Source organism: Enterococcus sp. AZ084 (assembly GCF_051714905.1).
Classification (GTDB): domain Bacteria; phylum Bacillota; class Bacilli; order Lactobacillales; family Enterococcaceae; genus Enterococcus_B; species Enterococcus_B pernyi.
This window is the reverse complement of the sequence record NZ_JBIOSS010000001.1, coordinates 2,840,001-2,861,220: the sequence shown is the minus strand read 5'-3', so window position 1 is coordinate 2,861,220 and position 21,220 is coordinate 2,840,001. Positions and strand designations below refer to the sequence as shown.

Genomic DNA, 21,220 nt, shown 5'->3' with positions numbered 1-21,220 from the left:
GTAGTTACGATTAAAAAATCAAAACAGGCGTACCTTTTTCAACCATTCCAAATAATTCTTTCATGACACCTGGTGGCGTATTGACACAACCATGAGAACCGCGAGTTCGCCATAAGTCGCCGCCATATTCTGGTTGCCAATCCGAATCGTGGATACCGATACCTGTCCAATCGACTGGCATCCAATAGTTCACTGGACTTTCATATGGTGTACCATCATCGTTCGTTCCTCTTAATACAGCATTTTCTTCTTTATTCCAGACATAAAAGACACCAGGAGGAGTAGGGGTAGAAGGTTTTCCTGAAACGATATCTGTTTCAAGTGCTACTTTCCCATCTTTGTAGAACCACATATGTTGATTCTCTAAATCGACTTCGATATACGTATCCTCAATCAATGGGTGGTCGGCAGTTGTACTACCTTGAACAATTGGTGAACGTGTGAAATCTTGTCCTGCTAAAATCGCTTCTGTTAAAGCTGTTACTTCGCTATCTGTTTGGATCGTCCAACTGAACGTGCCAGCAGGAACAGTTACTTCGCCACGTTTGGTACTTTTGAATTTAGTATCATTCGTACTTGTATTGTATTTTTCGCCAAGTTCACTAACATATTGACGAACTTTTTCTGAATCAAGCGCAGGTTTTCCATCTTCATAGGTGAGCCATTCAACGATGAGTGAAGAAGGGATCGTCACTGTTTCACCATTGATACTGTAAGTTCCTTTTACTTTAGCGATATTATTCATTGTCGTTAATTGCTCAGTCAACTTTTTATCTGTAGATGTGACCGTTGGTTCTTTTTGGAACTCAGTCAGATCAATGGTATCTTTTCCATCATTGACAACAGTTGTCAATTCCTTCGTAACGGCTTCGACATCGACCGTGTTCCCTTTCACTTCAGGCTTGATTTTAAATGAGTCACCAGACTTTTCAATCGTTGCATCGGCAGTTGGCGTACGGTCTTTATTCAATTCAGTCAATTCCGTAGACAATGTCTCGATCGTTTGATCCAGTTGTTCCCGTTCCGCACTTAATGGATCGATTTCTTGTTTTTCGGCCGCAGCTACATAGTTCATTCCCCAAGTCCAAGCATTTTGGTTTTTCAAGATGGAAGCTAGATCAGTTGAAAAATCCTTTTTATAACCAAGATCGGACTTTGCAATTTCTTTCCAAACCGTTCCGTTTTCTTTGATTGAAATCGTCTTATTGGAATAAGCTTCTTTTAGCTTGTCATTTGCTTGGTCGATCGTCAGGTTACTTACATTGATCGAATTGACTTCCGTTTTAGGAAGAAAACGATTCGTGTAATATGTACTACGGTAGGTGTAAAAGCCGATTAATACTAGAATCACACCGAGAACAGAAAGCAAACCAATACGCATTGATTTTTTTCGATGAGAAGATCTTGTCATATCTGCAACTCCTTAATAATAATAGTTATAGGGTGTAACGACTCTATCATAGCATAATTTACAGTAAAAGACGAAATGATGTCCCTCTTTATATAAAAATTAACATACTGCTTAGAAAAATAACGATAGTTAGGCAAGGATTTTATATACAGAAGTGTATAAAAAACAGGAAATCCTAGAAAATGGAAGGTCGATTTTCAGGATTCCCTGTGAAGATGAGGTTGTTTTCGAAGACATTACTTCTGGAACAACGTGTATTCTTTTTTAGTGAGAACGATAGCGTCTCAAGTAATTAATTATTCAGCATCCAATTTAGCAAAAGCTTCATCTAAGATATCTTTTAATTGTTTTGCTGAAGCGGCCATACGATCTTGTTCGCTGTCGCTTAATGGAATTTCAATGACTTTTTGGATACCTTGACGGTTGATGACAGCAGGTGCACCGATATAGATATCGTTTAGTCCATATTCACCATTCATATAAACAGATAATGGAAGAACTGCATTTTCATCGTCTAAGATCGCGCGAGTGATACGTGCTAAAGCTACAGCGATACCGTAGAATGTTGCGCCTTTTTTCTCGATGATCGTATAAGCAGCGTCACGTACACCGAAGAATAAGTTGACCATTGCTTCTTCATCCACGTCTGGATTATTTTTCACCCATTCATAGATTTGTAAACCAGCAACATTGGCATGTGACCAAACTGGGAACTCAGAATCTCCATGTTCACCTAAAATATACGCATGGACGTTACGTGCATCAACGTCAACTAATTCAGCAAGTGCTTGACGGAAACGAGCAGAGTCAAGTGAAGTTCCTGAACCGATTACGCGCTCTTTAGGGAAACCTGAGAATTTCCAAGTAGAGTAAGTTAAAATATCAACTGGGTTAGCAGCAACTAAGAAAATACCATTGAAACCTGAGTCAACGATTTGTGTAACAACTTCGCGGTTGATTTTTAAGTTTTTATTTACTAGATCTAAACGTGTTTCACCTGGTTTTTGTGGTGCGCCAGCTGTGATAACGACTAAGTCTGCATCATGTGCATCTGCATAAGAAGCTGAGTAGATTTTTTTAGGTGAAGTAAATGCTAGAGCGTGTGATAAGTCGATCGCATCTCCTTCAGTTTTTGCTGTATTGATATCGATGATACCAACTTCTTGAGCGATATTTTGTGTAACTAAAGCGAAGGCATAGCTAGAACCTACAGCACCGTCTCCAACAAGTATTACTTTTTGATGATCTTTTTTTTCTGCGTTTGCAGTCATTTATATCAATCCTTCCATTGATTTGTTTTTCCCATGCCTATGCTAACATGGAAAAAGCTTGCTGTCACGCTATTTGGTTACAAAATATAACAGATAACAAGGTTGTACCATATGTAAAAGCTTACATGTGCGTTATTTCACTATTTAGCAAAACCAATGATTTCATTAGTTTTGAATTATAATTTTAATCATTTTTTCATTTATTAAGTTTCTCTTTTTAGCTGTAACAAAGGATTGTGTGTTATACTAATAGGAGCTAAAATAATAAAAAAATCGAGTCAAAGACTGGACCGCCTATGAGCAGTCCAGCCTTTTGTGCTGTTTATAAGATTGGATGAGCGCAGAAATGAAAATGATCGTAGGGCTTGGAAACCCAGGAACGAAATATGAACATACAAAGCATAACGTTGGATTTATGGTGGTGGATCGTTTGGCTGAAAAACACCAAGCGACCTTTAAGAAAAACACATTTGAAGCAGAAGTAGCTGAATTTTTCCATAAAGGTGAGAAAATTTTATTAGTCAAACCCCAAACATTTATGAATGAATCTGGCCGAGCGGTTGGTCCATTGATGACTTACTTTGGGATTTATCCAGAAGAGTTGGTGGTTGTTTATGATGACCTAGATTTAGCAATCGGTAAAATCCGTTTACGACAAAAAGGAAGTGCAGGCGGACATAATGGGATCAAGAGTATCATCTCTCATTTGGATAGTACGATCTTTGATCGAATAAAAGTTGGTATTGGTCGACCAGAAGGTAAAAAAACAGTCGTCCAACATGTTCTCAGTCCCTTTAGTAAAGAGACGCAACCCTTGATCGAACAAAGCATCGATCAATCAGTCGCTGCTGTTGAATTTCTATTGGATGGCCATTCCTTTATAGATACAATGAATCAATTTAATTAAGAAAGGAGAATGAAACGATGGATATGATCCAATTGATTGGCAAAGATGCTCAAGTGGCTGAATGGTCCATGAATCTTGAACAACGGATGTCTAGACAGTTGATTACAGGTTTAGCTGGATCTGCTAAGACGTTGTTGTTTGCACATGCGTTTAAAAAACTGGATAAAAATCTGATTATCCTGATGCCGAATTTATATTACGTCAACCAATTGGCAGAGGATCTGCAACACGTTCTGCCAGCTGAAAGTATCCACTTATTTCCAGTAGATGAAGTGCTTTCCGCAGAAATGGCTTTTTCTTCTCCTGAAGCTCGGGCTGAACGTGTAGCGACGTTGAATCGTTTGCAACAAGATGAGCCAGGAATCTATCTTCTTCCAGTGGCAGCATTACACAAACGTCTTCCTGATAAAGAAACATGGAGCAATGCCCAATTACATTGGCAGATTGGCGACGAGATCGCCGTGGACTCATTACCGCAACAACTCGTCTTGATGGGCTATGAGCGGACAGAGATGGTCGCAAAACCTGGAGAATTTAGTATGCGAGGGAGTATTGTCGATATCTATCCTTTGACATTTGAATACCCTGTTCGTGTGGAATTATTTGATGTCGAAATTGATTCCATGAGATACTTCGAAGCTGATACGCAACGATCGATTGAAAAGATTGAAGAAGTGTGGTTGCCACCAACAAGTGAACAAATTTATTCTCAAGAGAATCTGCTTGACGGTATCAACAAAATAGAAAACCTCTTAGAAAAGAAATTAGCAACGACCACAGAACCTACTGAACGACAATTTTTGCATGACTATTTCGGTCAGTTGATCTCGGAGTGGCAACGTAATATCCCGACAGACCAAGCGAAGTTTTATGCGGATCTTTTGTATCCTGAACATTTATCGATTTTGGATTATTTTCCCCAAGATAGCTTGCTGATCGTGGACGATTACCAACGAATCATGGAAACGAATCGCGAAATGGAGAGAGAAGCAGCGGAATGGCATACACAAAAAATCAGTGAGTTACGCGTATTCTCTGAACAACAATTTGTGGCAGATGTACATGGGATCATCCAAAAAGAAAAATTTGCAACCACTTTTTTCTCTTTATTCCAAAAAGGAATGGGGAATCTCAGGTTTCAAGCACTTTACCAGTTCCAGTACCGCACGATGCAACAGTTCTTTGGACAGATGCCGCTATTGAAAACTGAAATGGATCGTTGGCGCAAACAAGAGCAGACAGTCGTCATCTTCATTCCAACGAAAGAACGTATCCGTAAGGCGGAACAAATGTTGCGTGACGAAGACATATTAGTGGTAGAAACAGAAGCAGACCAACTGATCAAAGGACAAGTCCAATTAGTCGAAGGCGCATTGATGACAGGTTTTGAGTTGCCGCAAGAAAAAATCGTAACGATCACGGAAAAAGAGATTTTTCAAAAGACAACAAAAAAACAGACACGTCGTCAAACGGTAACGAATGCAGAACGACTAAAAAGCTACAACGAATTAAAAGCTGGAGATTACGTTGTCCATGCGAATCATGGGATCGGGAAATATATCGGTATGGAAACCTTAGAGGTCGACGGTGTCCACCAAGATTATATGACGATCATTTATCAAAATGATGATAAGCTATTTATTCCTGTCACGCAGTTGAATTTGATCCAAAAATATGTAGCTTCGGAATCGAAAACACCACGAATCAACAAACTCGGTGGTAGTGAATGGACGAAAACGAAACGTAAGATCTCCTCAAAAATCGAAGATATTGCGGATGACTTGATCCAATTGTATGCGGTCAGAGAAGCAGAAAAAGGATACGCATTTGGTCCGGATGACTCTTATCAAAAAGAATTTGAGAATGCTTTTCCATATTCGGAAACAGATGACCAACTCCGAAGTGCGGCGGAAATCAAACGAGATATGGAAAAAGAAAAACCAATGGATCGTTTACTTGTGGGGGACGTCGGCTATGGGAAAACAGAAGTTGCGCTACGTGCCGCTTTTAAAGCAGTCAAAGAAAGTAAACAAGTGGCATTTCTTGTGCCGACAACAATCTTGGCGCAACAACATTACGAAACGATGTTGGAACGTTTTGAGGGATTCCCAGTGAATGTTGGTTTGCTGAGTCGTTTCCGAACAAAGAAACAACAAAAAGAAACGATCGAAGAATTACGCACAGGACAACTAGATATTGTTGTGGGTACTCATCGTGTATTGTCAAAAGATATTGAATTTAGTGATTTAGGACTATTGATCGTTGATGAAGAACAACGTTTCGGTGTAAAACACAAAGAACGTTTGAAACAATTGCGTGCGCAAGTGGATGTGCTGACTTTGACAGCGACACCTATTCCGCGAACGCTGCATATGTCGATGCTAGGCGTACGGGATCTATCGGTGATTGAAACGCCACCGGCGAATCGGTATCCGATCCAAACATATGTGATGGAAAAAAATCCAGGTGCGATCCGAGAAGCGATTCAGCGAGAGATGGGACGTGGGGGACAAGTTTTCTACTTATATAATCGTGTAGAAACGATTGAACGTAAAGTAGAAGAAATCCAAGCATTAGTTCCCGAAGCGAGAATCGCCTATGCACATGGACAGATGACGGAAGTCCAACTGGAAAACACATTATTCGACTTTATCGAGGGACAGTATGATGTCTTAGTGACGACGACGATCATCGAAACTGGTGTGGATATTCCAAATGCAAACACACTCTTCGTAGAAAATGCCGATTATATGGGACTCTCTACGCTTTACCAATTACGAGGACGTGTCGGACGAAGCAATCGTGTCGCTTATGCTTATTTTATGTACGAACAGCAAAAAATCCTTAATGAAGTCAGCGAAAAGCGTCTTCAAGCAATCAAAGACTTTACGGAATTGGGTTCAGGATTTAAAATCGCGATGCGAGATTTATCGATCCGTGGTGCTGGTAACTTGCTAGGGGCACAACAACATGGATTTATCGATGCTGTTGGTTTTGATATGTACTCTCAAATGTTGAGTGAGGCAGTCGCTCGTAAACAAGGTAAAAATCAGCAAACAGAAAAAACTTCTGTGGAGATCGATCTAGGCGTTGATGCCTATCTACCAGAAAGTTATGTGTCAGATCAACGCCAAAAAATCGAAATCTATAAACGGATTCGCGAATTGGATTCACAAGAGATGTTGGAAGAATTAGAAGCAGATCTACTGGATCGTTTTGGTGAATATCCTGAAGAAGTCGCGCATTTGTTGACGATTGGACAAATCAAAATGGATGGCGATCGTGCATTGCTAGAGATGATTCGTAAGCAACAACAAACCATCGTGTTCAAGTTGAGCAAAGTGGGAACAAAACGCTACACGGTTGAACAATTATTTGAAGCGCTGACTGCCACAAAATTAAAAGCAGGACTTGGTGTGGAAAAAGAACAAATGATGATTCGTTTGACCTTGCCACCTCAAACAACGACTGCTGTTTGGTTGCAAGAAATCCAACAATTTGTCAAAGCATTGCGCGAACAGAAATATGCGACTGCATAGGAAGGGGCTGAACCTTTGGATCATAAAGAAATGCGTCAAGTGATGCATGGTGCCTTTGTGTTGACGCTTGCCTCCTTTATAGCAAAAGTCCTCAGCGCACTCTATCGGATTCCATTGCAAAACTTAGTGGGCGATGAAGGTTTTTATGTTTATCAACAAGTTTATCCTATTTATGGTATTGCGATGACACTCGCTTTGTCGGGGCTACCCCAGTTTATCTCTAAATATGTAGCAGAAAAAAAAGACCCTTTCGAACAAAGACAAGCATTGAAAAATCTTTATCCCCTTGTTTTTTGGTCAGGCTTTTTACTCTGGCTCTTCGTATTTTCATTTAGTCACTGGATCGCTCTCATGATGGGTGATCAACAACTGATGCCGTTGATTCGGATCGTCTCCTTCACGTTTTTGTTGATGCCAGGACTATCTTATTATCGTGGGAATTTTCAAGGTCGATTTTTAATGGAGCCCACAGCGGTTTCGCAAGTCGTGGAACAAATTGTTCGTGTAGCAATCATTGTTTTTAGCGCAATTGCCTTTAAGCGATTAGGCTGGACAGTCTATCAAACAGGCACAGCGGCAATGAGTGGCGCAGTATTTGGTGGCGTATGTGCATATGGTGTACTGTACTATTATGAACAAAAAATCCATGGTGGTGCATTGAGCTTCCGCCACTTTCCGATTTTAAGAAGGCCAGCGAAATCACTCGTGCGCCGTTTCTTGATTGAAGGGGGATTAGTCTCCATTTATAGTGGTCTATTGATCTTCTTCCAATTGATTGATTCTTTTTTTGTTAAGAATGCGTTACAAATCTATGGTTTATCCGAGCAAGCTTCTAAAATAGCTAAAGGAGTATATGATCGTGGGCAACCGTTAGTTCAATTAGGATTAGTTATTGCTACAGCTTTAAGTGCTACGTTCTTACCCGCGTTGACACGCTACCTAACGAGTGCAGTCAAAGGACAATTTTATTCCACAGCAAAAATTTACTTGCGTCTGACGACTGCATTGGCATTGGCAGCTTCAGTAGGATTAGCTGTATTGTTGCCTTATATCAATTACGCATTGTTTAAAGATTATGCTGGGAATATGACACTAGTTCTATTTGTTTTTTCCATTGGACTAACTGCAATTATTCAAGCGTACCAAAGCATTGCTCAAAGTAAAAACTCTTTCCGCCCCTCACTAAAGGGTGCTGGTTGGGGCTTGCTTGCTAAAGCTTTAGCTACCCCCCTTCTCACGAGTTATTTAGGGACAGTCGGTGCTAGTTTATCGACATTACTTGGACTATCAGTGACTTTATGGTATTTTGTCCGTACTGAAACTCCAGCAATCAATAGTTTTTGGCACGAACGAAAATTTGGTAAGAAATTGATCCAATGTTTAGGTTGGATGGTCTTAGCGTTGTTTGTGTATTATGGCTTCTTAAACTTATTGTTTGGTCCAGTGAGCCATCGCTCGACTGCTCTTTTTGCCAGCCTAGGCGGTGTCATTATAGGCGTAGTCACATTTGTATATGCAGTGATCTGGACAAAATTATTTACGATCCGGGAATGGCTGTTACTGCCATTTGGTAAGAAAATCTTACGTTTGAAAAAAATAAAAAAAGAAAAGTGAGGACATGAGATGCGACTAGATAAATTTTTAAAAATCTCGCGAATCATCAAGCGCCGATCTGTCGCTAAGGAAGTGGCGGATAAAGGACGAATCAAAATCAATGGCAAACTAGCGAAATCTTCCAGTGATGTCAAGGTTGGAGACCAATTGGACATCCAATTTGGCAACAAGACGATGGAAATCAAGGTAGCAGAGTTGCATGAGTCAACAAAAAAAGAAGATGCACAAAAAATGTATGAAGTCTTGTCAGAAACACGAGTACAAAACACAAGCGAAATAGATTAGACAAGCATTCAGGATGTTGGTATAATAAAGAATGACAATCAAAAAAGATTGGAGCGAATACAGGTGGCAAACAAAAGCAATAAAATCGCTGCACTAGACACAGAGTATGCAAAGAAAAAATATGTCGAATTTCAACAACAACAACGCCAATTGATTTTTCGTAGACGCAGGTTAGCAGCCATCTTTTTAGGTGCTTTGGTCATTTTCGCTGTAATAGGTTTCCAAATTTTTAATGATATGCAACGAATGAATCATTTAAATGAATTAAAAGTCGAAGCAGATACAGAGTTACAACAAATCAATAAAGATGTAGACCAACTCACAGAAGACGTGAAATTGCTTAAAGATGAAGATTACGTAGCAAAACTTGCTAGAAGCAAATTTTTCTATTCAAAAGAAGGGGAGCAAGTCTACCCGATACTTGAATCTACGACAGATAATTCAGCAGACACCGATGAACAAACAACGAGTTCAACAACTGCCCAATAAGCAGTAATATAAAAAAGGGAAATAATTAGGAGGAACATTTTTTTTATGTCAATCGAGGTAGGAGCAAAACTGCAAGGAAAAGTTTCAGGAATCACAAATTTTGGCGCATTTATTGATTTAGGAGCTGGCAAAACAGGGTTAGTTCATATCAGTGAAGTATCAAACGGTTATATCAAGGATATTCATGATGTATTGAGCGTTGGTGATGAGGTAACAGTCAAAGTCATTACAGTCAATGATGATGGAAAAATCGGTTTATCTATCCGCAAAGCACAAGAGCAACCAGTAGAAACTAATGATGAAAATCGTCAAAAGAGATATCCACAAAAAGAAACTCGAGATAATCGAGGACGCGCACCGCAGAAAAAATCTTTTTCTCGCAGCCAACCTTCCAATACAAAAGAAGACTTCGATTCATTGATGAGCTCATTTTTAAAAGATAGCGATGATCGATTGACTTCCTTAAAACGCAACACAGAAGGAAAACGCGGAGGACGTGGCGGTCGCCGTAGCTAAGCTAAGCGAAATTGAAGGGCAGGCAATTGTCACAGACTTTTGTCCGCTCTTTTTATTTTGTAAAAGGATGTGACTCCAATGGATAAGGAAGCAAGCCAGTTTAAACAGGCATTTATAAAAAGAGGATTACGCCGAGGCTATTTGTCTGAAGAGGCGAAAATAGTAGTTGCTGTTTCCGGTGGCGTAGATTCTATGGTTTTACTCGATTGCTTAATGACCGCCCAAAAACAAGTTGGCTTTCGGTTAGGTGTTGTTCATATCGATCATCGATTACGGAGCGTTTCTGCGGATGAAGCAGCATATCTTTCTGACTTTTGCGAAAAAAAAGATCTTCCTTTCTACTTAGAAGTATGGGAGAATCCAGCGGAACAAGGAATTGAAACGGCTGCTCGAGCTTTTCGGTATGAGAAATTTGATGAGATCGTACGAGATTATCATTATGATACATTGATGACGGCGCATCATGGCGATGATCAAATGGAAACGATTCTGATGAAAATCATTCGTGGCGGCCAGTTAGGTACGTATGCGGGAATCAAGGAAACGCAACCTTTTGCTGGTGGACGACTCATTCGTCCGTTGTTGTCATTTAGTAAAGAGCAATTGTATGCGTATGCGGAAGCAGAAGATTTACCTTTTTTCGAGGATCATACCAATCAGGAATTGGTCGTCCAACGTAATCGACTTCGTCATTTAGTCGTCCCACAATTGAAAAAAGAAAATACACAGACAATGGCTCATTTCCAAAAATTCTCACAACAAATCCAATGGGCAGAGCAATTTATCCGAAAAAGTACGCAACAGATGATCACAGATCATCTCACGTATGGAGAAGAGCGCTTATCTATTCCTTGGAAGGTGATCGAGAATTTGGAATCATTTGAACGTTACTTCTTTTTTTACACGTTCTTTGATCACGTTTTTCCAGTTACGAAAGTGACGATCAAAGAAAAACAGATCGATACGTTGTTACAACAATGTGAACAACCCGCAGGACAATGGCAGGTTGATCTGGGCAAACGCTGGGTGATCGAACGTTCCTATGAAGTACTTTATCTTTATAAAAGAAAAAAGGAACGATCAACTAATCACCAAGATACTCCGTTAGAAATCATACCGAATCAATCCATTCAGTTAGGAGAGTCGGAATGGTTAGGCATCTACACACCCGACCAACTTCCAGATTGGGAACTGGATGAAACAGGTAAAATCTTCACTCATGATCTATGGTTATCAGCCGAACAATCGCTTTGGGTCGATCGGCGAAAACCGGGAGATCGTATTCAATTGACGGAGACATTGAACAAAAAAGTGTCAAGATATTTTATCGATAAAAAAATATCTATTGCACAACGAACAAATTCATGGGTTATTATAGATGAAGGGAGAAATCTATGGAGTCTAGTCCCTTTTGTCCATTCTTATTTGAGTATTGGTGTAGAAACTGATAAAATACACTACATACTTCTTTACAAATATCAAAAAGAAGCAATTGGAAGGAGAACCTGATGTTAGAAAAAGATATCGAGAGAGTATTGATCACGCAAGAAGAGATACAAGTTCGTTGTAAAGAACTAGGAAAAGAGTTAACTGAAAATTATCAAGATAAAAATCCGTTGGTTGTTGGTGTATTGAAAGGTGCTGTCCCATTTATGGCAGACATTATCCGTTCGATCGATGCTTACCTAGAATTGGATTTTATGGATGTTTCAAGTTACGGTAACGCAACTGTTTCATCAGGTGAAGTGAAAATCGTAAAAGACTTGGATACGAATGTGGAAGGCCGTGATTTATTGATCGTCGAAGACATCATTGATAGCGGAAGAACACTTGCTTATTTAGTCGATCTATTTAAATACCGTAAAGCAAACTCAGTTAAAATCGTGACACTTCTTGATAAGCCCGAAGGCAGAGTCGTAGATATCGAAGCGGATTACATTGGTTTCAATGTGCCAAACGAGTTTGTGGTAGGTTACGGATTAGATTATGCAGAAGCCTATCGAAATCTTCCATACATCGGTGTACTAAAACCGAGCGTTTATCAATCAAATTAATCATCTATCTTTCATAAATTATGTTACAATAGTATGGTCAGGATTGATAAAAGATTTATCAAGTAAAAATAACGCATAGGGAGGACAACTATGAACAAAAAAAACAATGGCATGATGAAAAATGCCTTGTATTATGTCCTCGTAATCTTAGCGATGGTAATGGTCGTCTACTTTATTTTTGGTAACAATGGCCAACGGTCGTCAGATATCGAGTACTCAAAATTCACTGAACAATTACAAGAAGGCAAAATCAAAAACTTTGAGGTACAACCTGCTAATGGTGTGTATAAGATCTCAGGTGAATACAAAGAACAACAGACAGTTGCAAATAGTGGCGGTCTATCGATTCTAGGTACTACTGAGACATCAACGACGCACTTCACTACGATCATTTTGCCAAACGATACAACATTGAGCCAAGTCACAGAGTTGGCAAAAGACAACAACGTAGCAACTACGATCAGAGAAGAATCAAGTAGCGGCGTATGGGTATCACTCCTATTAAGCTTCTTGCCAATCGTGATCATCGTCTTCTTCTTCTATATGATGATGGGACAACAAGGTGGCGGCGGAGGCGGCGGAGGCCGTGTCATGAACTTTGGGAAATCCAAAGCAAAAGAAGCCGACAAAAAAGCCAATCGTGTTCGCTTCTCTGATGTAGCGGGTGCGGAAGAAGAAAAACAAGAACTTGTCGAAGTCGTTGAGTTTCTAAAAGATCCAAGACGCTTCATTGAATTAGGCGCACGTATCCCAGCCGGAGTTCTCTTAGAAGGACCTCCAGGAACAGGTAAGACGTTGCTTGCCAAAGCAGTTGCTGGTGAAGCTGGCGTACCATTCTACTCAATTTCAGGTTCAGACTTTGTGGAAATGTTTGTTGGGGTCGGTGCAAGCCGAGTTCGAGACTTATTTGAAACCGCGAAAAAGAATGCTCCAGCAATCATCTTTATTGATGAAATCGATGCTGTCGGTCGTCAACGTGGCGCTGGTATGGGTGGTGGACACGATGAACGTGAACAAACACTGAACCAATTGCTTGTTGAAATGGATGGATTTGATGGCAACGAAGGCGTGATCGTGATTGCAGCGACAAACCGTTCAGACGTATTAGATCCAGCCTTACTCCGTCCAGGACGTTTTGACCGTCAAATTTTAGTCGGTCGTCCAGACGTCAAAGGTCGTGAAGCGATTTTACGAGTTCACGCAAGAAATAAACCAATTGCTGACGATGTTGATTTAAAAGTCGTGGCACAACAAACACCAGGTTTTGCTGGTGCGGATTTAGAAAATGTCTTAAACGAAGCAGCGTTAGTAGCTGCTCGTCGAAACAAGAAAAAAATCGATGCTTCTGATATCGATGAAGCAGAAGACCGCGTGATTGCTGGACCAGCGAAGAAAGACCGTGTCATCAGCAAACGCGAACGCGAAATGGTCGCTTACCATGAAGCAGGTCATACGATCGTTGGGCTTGTCTTGAGTCGTGCCCGTGTCGTTCACAAAGTAACGATCATCCCACGTGGACGTGCCGGTGGATATATGATCGCTTTACCAAAAGAAGATCAATTCTTAATGACAAAAGAAGATATGTTTGAACAAATCGTTGGTTTGCTAGGTGGACGTACCGCAGAAGAAATCATCTTCAACGTTCAATCTACTGGTGCATCAAATGACTTTGAACAAGCAACTGCACTAGCAAGAAGCATGGTTACAGAGTATGGGATGAGTGATCGTTTAGGTCCTGTCCAATATGAAGGAAACCACCAAGTATTCGTAGGACGTGACTATGGTCAAACGAAAGCATACTCTGAACAAGTTGCTTTTGAAATCGACCAAGAAGTACGTAAGATCTTGATGGAAGCACATCAAAAAGCACATGAAATCATCGAAGCACACCGTGCGCAACACAAACTGATCGCAGAAAAACTGCTTGAATTTGAAACATTGGATGCCAAAGCAATCAAATCTCTCTTTGAACAAGGTGTAATGCCTGAAGGAGCAGAATCGGCAGACTTCCCTAGTGAAAAAGAAGCACAAACGTTTGAAGAAGCAAAACGTGCACTAGAAGAAAAAGATGCGGAAAAACAAGCAGAAGAAAAACATGAGTTTGATGAAGCGAAAAAAGAGTTGAATGATGAAGATCAATCGACTTCAACGGATGAACAAAATCATTCAGATGATCAAAATAGATAAAGAAAGAAGCTGTGACGGAAGTCGCAGCTCTTTTTTTGTGTCTAGAAATTAAAAAAGAAACGTAGAATTTACAAATTCAAAAGTTGAAAAATTTGGAAGTTACTAGTATGATTCACTATGAGTTTTAAAATCGGGAAATGAGGTACATACAAATGGAAGATTATTTAGTAAAGGCATTAGCCAATGACGGATTTGTTCGAGCATATGCTGTTCGTGCAACCAATACTGTCGCAGAGGCACAACAACGTCACGATACATGGCATACATCATCCGCAGCATTAGGTCGCGCATTAGTTGGTAGTCTGCTTCTAGGTGCGACAGTTAAAGGTGAAGATAAATTAACAGTACGCATCCAAGGAGATGGTCCTGCGGGTGGGATCGTTGTTGATTCGAATGGTAAAGGTGATGTCAAAGGATATATCAAAAATCCACACCTAAGTTTACCATTGAATGCAGAAGGAAAAATCGATGTACGTGGGGCAGTAGGAACACAAGGCATGTTTAGTGTGACAAAAGATCTAGGGTTAAAAGAACCTTTTTCAGGGCAGACGCCGATTGTATCTGGTGAACTAGCTGAAGATTTTACGTACTATTTAGCAATTTCAGAACAAATCCCCTCAGCTGTAGGACTAAGTGTCTTAGTCAATACGGACGATAGCATCAAAACAGCGGGTGGTTTTATGATCCAGATCATGCCAGGAGCAGATGAAGAAACGATTACGAAAATCGAAGAGCAGTTAAAAACAACGCCGCGTATCTCTACCCTCTTAGACGAAGGATTGACACCTGAAGAAATCTTGCAAGGATTATTAGGAACAGACGAATTGCAAGTATTGGAAAAAATGCCTGTACAGTTCAAGTGTGATTGTTCGAAAGAAAAATTTGGCGAAGCAATCATCGCATTAGGTGCAGCCGAAATCCAAGCAATGATCGATGAGGACCATGGGGCAGAAGCAGTTTGCTCGTTTTGTAATAGTAAATATACCTACACAGAAGATGACCTAGCAGCATTGAAGGCAGAAGCCTTAGGAGGATTATAAGTGGATCACACATGGAAAATCGGGAATGTTGAAATTCCGAATCGCGTTGTTGTGGCACCTATGGCAGGGATCACGAACGCCGCATTTCGCGTAACCGTCAAAGAGTTTGGTGCAGGCATGGTCGTTTGTGAGATGATCAGTGACCAAGGTATCCATTTCCGCAACAAAAAAACATTGGAGATGTTGCATATCGACGAAACAGAACACCCATTAAGCTTGCAAATATTTGGTGGGAACAAAGATACATTAGTAGAAGCTGCACAGTTTGTTGAGAAGCATACTACTGCAGATATCATTGATATCAATATGGGATGTCCAGTCAATAAAATCATCAAAGCTGAAGCAGGTGCAAAATGGTTATTAGACCCTGATAAAGTCTATGAAATGGTTCATGCAGTCGCATCGGCAGTTGACGTACCAGTTACTGTGAAAATGCGTATTGGTTGGGATGAAGAGCATGTTTTTGCTGTCGAAAATGCATTAGCCGCTCAAGCAGCCGGTGCCGGTGCAGTAGCCATGCACGGGCGTACTCGTGTGCAAATGTATGAAGGCAAAGCCAATTGGGAAGTATTGAAGGAAGTCAAAAAACATCTAACGATTCCTTTTATGGGTAATGGAGACGTCAAAACGCCAGAAGATGCAAAACGCATGTTGGAATACGTGGGTGCCGATGGTGTCATGATTGGCCGAGCAGCTTTAGGGAATCCGTGGATGATCCACCGCACACAACATTATTTGGAAACTGGAGAGCTGATTCCGGAACCAACCGCACGTGAAAAAATCGCTACTGCGAAATTACATCTAGAACGTTTAGTTGATTTAAAAGGAGAAACGATCGCTTGTCGTGAGTTTCGGACACACGCTTCCTACTATCTAAAAGGTGTCTCCCGGGCAGCAAAGATCAAATTAGCAATCAATAAGACTGAAAAACAGCATGAAATCAATGAATTGCTTGACCAATTGGTTGAAAAAAGCGAAAAATTATCGCTTCAATCTTAGGAAGTTATTCTAAGTTTTTTGCGAAATTCAAGCCGAAACACTAAGTTCGGCTTGCTTTTTTTGCGTTTCATTGGCATTATAAGGAAGAGAATAAGATGAGAATGGAGGAACTTTTGTGACTGAGGAACAACAAAATCAATTAGAAGATTTAAACGATCAAATGATTGTTCGTCGTGAGAAAATGGAGCAATTGAGAGAAAATGGGATCGATCCATTTGGTAAGCGATTTGAGCGTACACATAATTCACAAGAATTGCACGAATTATTTGATCCACGTACAAAAGAAGAATTGGCGGAAATGGCATTGACTGCTAGTGTTGCTGGCCGTATGATGACACGCCGTGGGAAAGGTAAAGCTGGTTTTGCCCATCTCCAAGACAGAGAAGGTCAGATCCAAATCTACGTCCGCAAAGACCGAGTAGGCGAAGAAGCTTATGAAGTATTCAAACATGCTGACCTAGGAGATTTCTTTGGCGTAACTGGAGAAATCATGAAAACTGATACAGGTGAGGTATCGATCAAAGCCTCTGAAATCGTCATCTTATCAAAAGCACTTCGTCCATTACCAGATAAATACCATGGATTGACGAACATCGAACAACGTTACAGACAGCGTTACCTAGATTTAGTAAGTAATAGAGAAAGTTTTGACCGCTTCATGAAACGCAGCCAAATCATCAGTGAGATTCGTCGTTATTTAGATGGAAATGGCTATATCGAAGTTGAAACACCTGTCTTGCACAATGAAGCCGGTGGGGCAGCAGCACGTCCTTTCATCACACATCACAATGCGTTAGATATGGATCTATATCTACGTATCGCGTTAGAACTTCATTTGAAACGTCTGATCGTTGGTGGTATGGAAAAAGTTTATGAGATCGGCCGTGTATTCCGTAACGAAGGAATCGATACAACGCACAACCCTGAGTTCACGATGCTTGAAGCATACACTGCATACACTGATTTCCAAGATGTGATGAACTTGACAGAAGGTATCATCCGTAATGCAGCTGAAAAAGTATTAGGAACAGCTAAAATCACTTACGCAGGACAAGCAGTAGACTTAGAAAGTGATTTCAAACGTGTACACATGGTTGACGCAATCAAAGAACATACTGGTGTTGATTTCTGGAAAGAAATGACCTTAGAAGAAGCGCTAGCAATTGCAAAAGAACATCAAGTTGAAGTGACAGAAGCGATGGGTGTTGGTCACGTCATCAATGAATTCTTTGAAGCATTCGTGGAAGAAACATTAGTACAACCAACATTTGTCTATGGACATCCAGTTGAAGTTTCTCCATTAGCGAAGAAAAACCCAGAAGATCCACGTTTTACTGACCGTTTTGAATTGTTCATCACAGGGAAAGAATTTGCGAATGCCTTTACTGAGCTGAACGATCCAATCGATCAAAGAGAACGTTTTGAAGCGCAAGAAAAAGAACGCGAGCTTGGAAATGACGAAGCTCATGGATTAGATGAAGACTTCTTAGAAGCACTAGAATATGGTATGCCACCAACTGGCGGACTAGGTATCGGAATCGACCGTCTAGTCATGCTATTGACTGATGCTCAATCGATCCGTGACGTATTACTATTCCCAACTATGCGTTAACACTAAGACTTAATTAGAAACAGCCTATTCAACAAATCAAACCGACAATAGCCAGAAATGATTTTTATTTCTAGCTGCTGTCGGTTTATTTTTTAGAGAAAAAATGAGATAACTTTGCTTGAAATCTGGTTCTATATTTAAGACTTTATTGAAACTAATTTTTAAGTAAATGCGTATCAATGAACGATTTCAGAGAAAGTTATGGCAAGGGATAAGATAGATATAAAAAAGAAAACGGAACCATTAGAAATGGGTCTGCTTTATAGAAGTTTCAGCAAAGTTGCAATAGCGAATGATTTATATAGATAAAGGTTTTCAATCTCTTTATACCATGTAAAAAGCGAACGTTTATATCGCTTTTTATTATATTAATCGTATAACTAAAAAACTTGAAAAAACACAAAAAAATTCGTTGACCAATAAGATTTTAGTTGGTATATTATTATTTGTTCAAAAGTTAAGTTTCATAACTTCTGAATGATCATAAAAAAGTTCTTGACGTGTGGGACAACACATGATAAGATAACCAAGTCGCTTGTGAACGACAATAGATAAACGTTGATTTCACAAAGAAAAAAACAAAATTAACTGTTGACAAATAACAAACGATGAGTTATGATGAGTGAGTTGCTAAAACAGCCTCGTGAAAAACGAGTTCAAAAAAACTTTTAAAAAATAGTTGACAATCATTCGAGAGTTTGCTAAGATATAAAAGTTGCTACGGCAATCACAAATGATAAGTTGAGGCAGTTGTGTTTCAATTATCACGTAGACCTTTGAAAACTGAACAAAGTAAGACAAACCAAATGTGTAGGGCGTCTTGATTCAATTCAAGACAACAAACATTTTTAACAAGCAAGCAATATGCTAGCAAACAAATTGAGCTTAACAATCGCAAGATTGTTCTAACTTTTATTTATGAGAGTTTGATCCTGGCTCAGGACGAACGCTGGCGGCGTGCCTAATACATGCAAGTCGAACGCTTCTTTTCCCACCGGAGCTTGCTCCACCGGGAAAAGAGGAGTGGCGAACGGGTGAGTAACACGTGGGTAACCTGCCCATCAGAAGGGGATAACACTTGGAAACAGGTGCTAATACCGTATAACAATCGAAACCGCATGGTTTCGTTTTGAAAGGCGCTTTACGGTGCCGCTGATGGATGGACCCGCGGTGCATTAGCTAGTTGGTGAGGTAACGGCTCACCAAGGCCACGATGCATAGCCGACCTGAGAGGGTGATCGGCCACATTGGGACTGAGACACGGCCCAAACTCCTACGGGAGGCAGCAGTAGGGAATCTTCGGCAATGGACGAAAGTCTGACCGAGCAACGCCGCGTGAGTGAAGAAGGTTTTCGGATCGTAAAACTCTGTTGTTAGAGAAGAACAAGGGTGAGAGTAACTGTTCACCCCTTGACGGTATCTAACCAGAAAGCCACGGCTAACTACGTGCCAGCAGCCGCGGTAATACGTAGGTGGCAAGCGTTGTCCGGATTTATTGGGCGTAAAGCGAGCGCAGGCGGTTTCTTAAGTCTGATGTGAAAGCCCCCGGCTCAACCGGGGAGGGTCATTGGAAACTGGGAGACTTGAGTGCAGAAGAGGAGAGTGGAATTCCATGTGTAGCGGTGAAATGCGTAGATATATGGAGGAACACCAGTGGCGAAGGCGGCTCTCTGGTCTGTAACTGACGCTGAGGCTCGAAAGCGTGGGGAGCAAACAGGATTAGATACCCTGGTAGTCCACGCCGTAAACGATGAGTGCTAAGTGTTGGAGGGTTTCCGCCCTTCAGTGCTGCAGCTAACGCATTAAGCACTCCGCCTGGGGAGTACGACCGCAAGGTTGAAACTCAAAGGAATTGACGGGGGCCCGCACAAGCGGTGGAGCATGTGGTTTAATTCGAAGCAACGCGAAGAACCTTACCAGGTCTTGACATCCTTTGACCACTCTAGAGATAGAGCTTCCCCTTCGGGGGCAAAGTGACAGGTGGTGCATGGTTGTCGTCAGCTCGTGTCGTGAGATGTTGGGTTAAGTCCCGCAACGAGCGCAACCCTTATTGTTAGTTGCCATCATTTAGTTGGGCACTCTAGCAAGACTGCCGGTGACAAACCGGAGGAAGGTGGGGATGACGTCAAATCATCATGCCCCTTATGACCTGGGCTACACACGTGCTACAATGGGAAGTACAACGAGTCGCGAAGTCGCGAGGCTAAGCTAATCTCTTAAAGCTTCTCTCAGTTCGGATTGTAGGCTGCAACTCGCCTACATGAAGCCGGAATCGCTAGTAATCGCGGATCAGCACGCCGCGGTGAATACGTTCCCGGGCCTTGTACACACCGCCCGTCACACCACGAGAGTTTGTAACACCCGAAGTCGGTGAGGTAACCTTTTTGGAGCCAGCCGCCTAAGGTGGGATAGATGATTGGGGTGAAGTCGTAACAAGGTAGCCGTATCGGAAGGTGCGGCTGGATCACCTCCTTTCTAAGGAATATTACGGAGACTACACACGTTTGTCGATACTTTGTTCAGTTTTGAGAGGTCTACTCTCAAAATTTTGTTCATTGAAAACTGGATATTGAAGTAAAAATGTAAGTAATACAAACCGAGAACACCGCGTTGAATTTGAAAGCTAAACAAATCGTTTAGCCTTAAGCAAAATAGGCGGCCAGAAGTGAAAGCTTGCTTTCACGGATTGGACGATCTTTTTGTCGAAGAGGCTGATTTGTGTGCTGGATAGAGTTTTTTAATAAGTTCAATTGCTTATTTTTCTTGATTGGACTTCTATCGCTAGAAGAAAGATCAAAACCCAACCGTAAGGTTGATAAGGTTAAGTGAATAAGGGCGCACGGTGGATGCCTTGGCACTAGGAGCCGATGAAGGACGGGACTAACACCGATATGCTTTGGGGAGCTGTACGTAAGCTATGATCCAGAGATTTCCGAATGGGGGAACCCAGCATCTTTTATAGGATGTTACGTATACGTGAATACATAGCGTATACGAGGTAGACGCAGAGAACTGAAACATCTAAGTACCTGCAGGAAGAGAAAGAAAATTCGATTCCCTGAGTAGCGGCGAGCGAAACGGGAAAAGCCCAAACCAATGAGCTTGCTCATTGGGGTTGTAGGACTCCGATATGGTAGTTCTTTCAGATAGTCGAATGACTTGGAAAAGTCAGTCAGAGAGGGTGAAAGCCCCGTAGATGAAATTTGGAAGGCACCTAGGAGGATCCTGAGTACGGCGGAACACGAGGAATTCCGTCGGAATCCGGGAGGACCATCTCCCAAGGCTAAATACTCCCT

Annotated in this window: 14 protein-coding genes and 2 rRNA genes (1 of these 16 running past the window's edge); 14 read left to right on the top strand and 2 right to left on the bottom strand. The window is 41.1% G+C overall.

Annotated features, from left to right (window positions below; translation table 11 throughout):
• Positions 1-10: 10 nt before the first annotated feature.
• Positions 11-1,411, bottom strand: a complete 1,401-nt coding sequence (locus IGI79_RS12945) for a L,D-transpeptidase family protein (protein ID WP_062806046.1) — start codon at positions 1,409-1,411, stop codon at positions 11-13.
• Positions 1,412-1,707: 296 nt separating this feature from the next.
• Positions 1,708-2,682: an L-lactate dehydrogenase gene (locus tag IGI79_RS12940; RefSeq protein ID WP_019722338.1), complete on the bottom strand. Its 975-nt coding sequence runs from the start codon at positions 2,680-2,682 to the stop codon at positions 1,708-1,710.
• A gap of 346 nt (positions 2,683-3,028) precedes the next feature.
• Between IGI79_RS12940 and pth the strand changes: the two genes are divergently transcribed.
• The 14 genes from pth to IGI79_RS12870 form a co-directional block, all read left to right on the top strand.
• Positions 3,029-3,589 (top strand): aminoacyl-tRNA hydrolase, encoded by a 561-nt coding sequence (gene pth / locus IGI79_RS12935; protein ID WP_010734115.1) that lies wholly within the window; start codon positions 3,029-3,031, stop codon positions 3,587-3,589.
• 17 nt (positions 3,590-3,606) lie between these two features.
• A complete protein-coding gene (mfd, locus tag IGI79_RS12930; protein WP_438846046.1) occupies positions 3,607-7,128 on the top strand; it encodes a transcription-repair coupling factor in 3,522 nt (1,173 codons plus the stop codon).
• Positions 7,129-7,143: 15 nt separating this feature from the next.
• Positions 7,144-8,742, top strand: a complete 1,599-nt coding sequence (locus IGI79_RS12925) for a putative polysaccharide biosynthesis protein (RefSeq protein WP_023520496.1) — start codon at positions 7,144-7,146, stop codon at positions 8,740-8,742.
• Positions 8,743-8,751: 9 nt separating this feature from the next.
• A complete protein-coding gene (locus IGI79_RS12920; protein WP_019722335.1) occupies positions 8,752-9,027 on the top strand; it encodes an RNA-binding S4 domain-containing protein in 276 nt (91 codons plus the stop codon).
• Between the two features lie 63 nt (positions 9,028-9,090).
• Positions 9,091-9,516, top strand: coding sequence for an FtsB family cell division protein (locus IGI79_RS12915; protein ID WP_010734119.1), 426 nt, complete (start codon positions 9,091-9,093; stop codon positions 9,514-9,516).
• A gap of 45 nt (positions 9,517-9,561) precedes the next feature.
• Positions 9,562-10,032, top strand: a complete 471-nt coding sequence (locus IGI79_RS12910; protein ID WP_010734120.1) for a S1 domain-containing RNA-binding protein — start codon at positions 9,562-9,564, stop codon at positions 10,030-10,032.
• Positions 10,033-10,110: 78 nt separating this feature from the next.
• Positions 10,111-11,541 (top strand): tRNA lysidine(34) synthetase TilS, encoded by a 1,431-nt coding sequence (tilS, locus tag IGI79_RS12905; RefSeq protein WP_065096075.1) that lies wholly within the window; start codon positions 10,111-10,113, stop codon positions 11,539-11,541.
• Entirely contained in the window at positions 11,541-12,086 is a 546-nt protein-coding gene (gene hpt, locus IGI79_RS12900) for a hypoxanthine phosphoribosyltransferase (RefSeq protein ID WP_010734122.1), read from the top strand. Before tilS ends, hpt begins: the two co-directional genes overlap by 1 nt.
• A gap of 90 nt (positions 12,087-12,176) precedes the next feature.
• Positions 12,177-14,273, top strand: coding sequence for an ATP-dependent zinc metalloprotease FtsH (ftsH, locus tag IGI79_RS12895; protein WP_438846045.1), 2,097 nt, complete (start codon positions 12,177-12,179; stop codon positions 14,271-14,273).
• 152 nt (positions 14,274-14,425) lie between these two features.
• Positions 14,426-15,313 carry an Hsp33 family molecular chaperone HslO gene (hslO, locus tag IGI79_RS12890; protein WP_271553418.1) on the top strand — a complete coding sequence of 296 codons (888 nt, stop codon included), beginning with the start codon at positions 14,426-14,428 and terminating at the stop codon, positions 15,311-15,313.
• Entirely contained in the window at positions 15,314-16,312 is a 999-nt protein-coding gene (gene dusB / locus IGI79_RS12885; protein ID WP_104871691.1) for a tRNA dihydrouridine synthase DusB, read from the top strand.
• A gap of 115 nt (positions 16,313-16,427) precedes the next feature.
• Positions 16,428-17,924 carry a lysine--tRNA ligase gene (gene lysS, locus IGI79_RS12880; protein WP_104871690.1) on the top strand — a complete coding sequence of 499 codons (1,497 nt, stop codon included), beginning with the start codon at positions 16,428-16,430 and terminating at the stop codon, positions 17,922-17,924.
• Between the two features lie 914 nt (positions 17,925-18,838).
• Positions 18,839-20,399: ribosomal RNA gene (locus tag IGI79_RS12875) — 16S ribosomal RNA — on the top strand.
• 344 nt (positions 20,400-20,743) lie between these two features.
• A 23S ribosomal RNA gene (locus IGI79_RS12870) occupies positions 20,744-21,220 on the top strand; it runs 2,438 nt beyond the window's last position.
• Together the 16S and 23S rRNA genes form the textbook arrangement of a ribosomal RNA operon.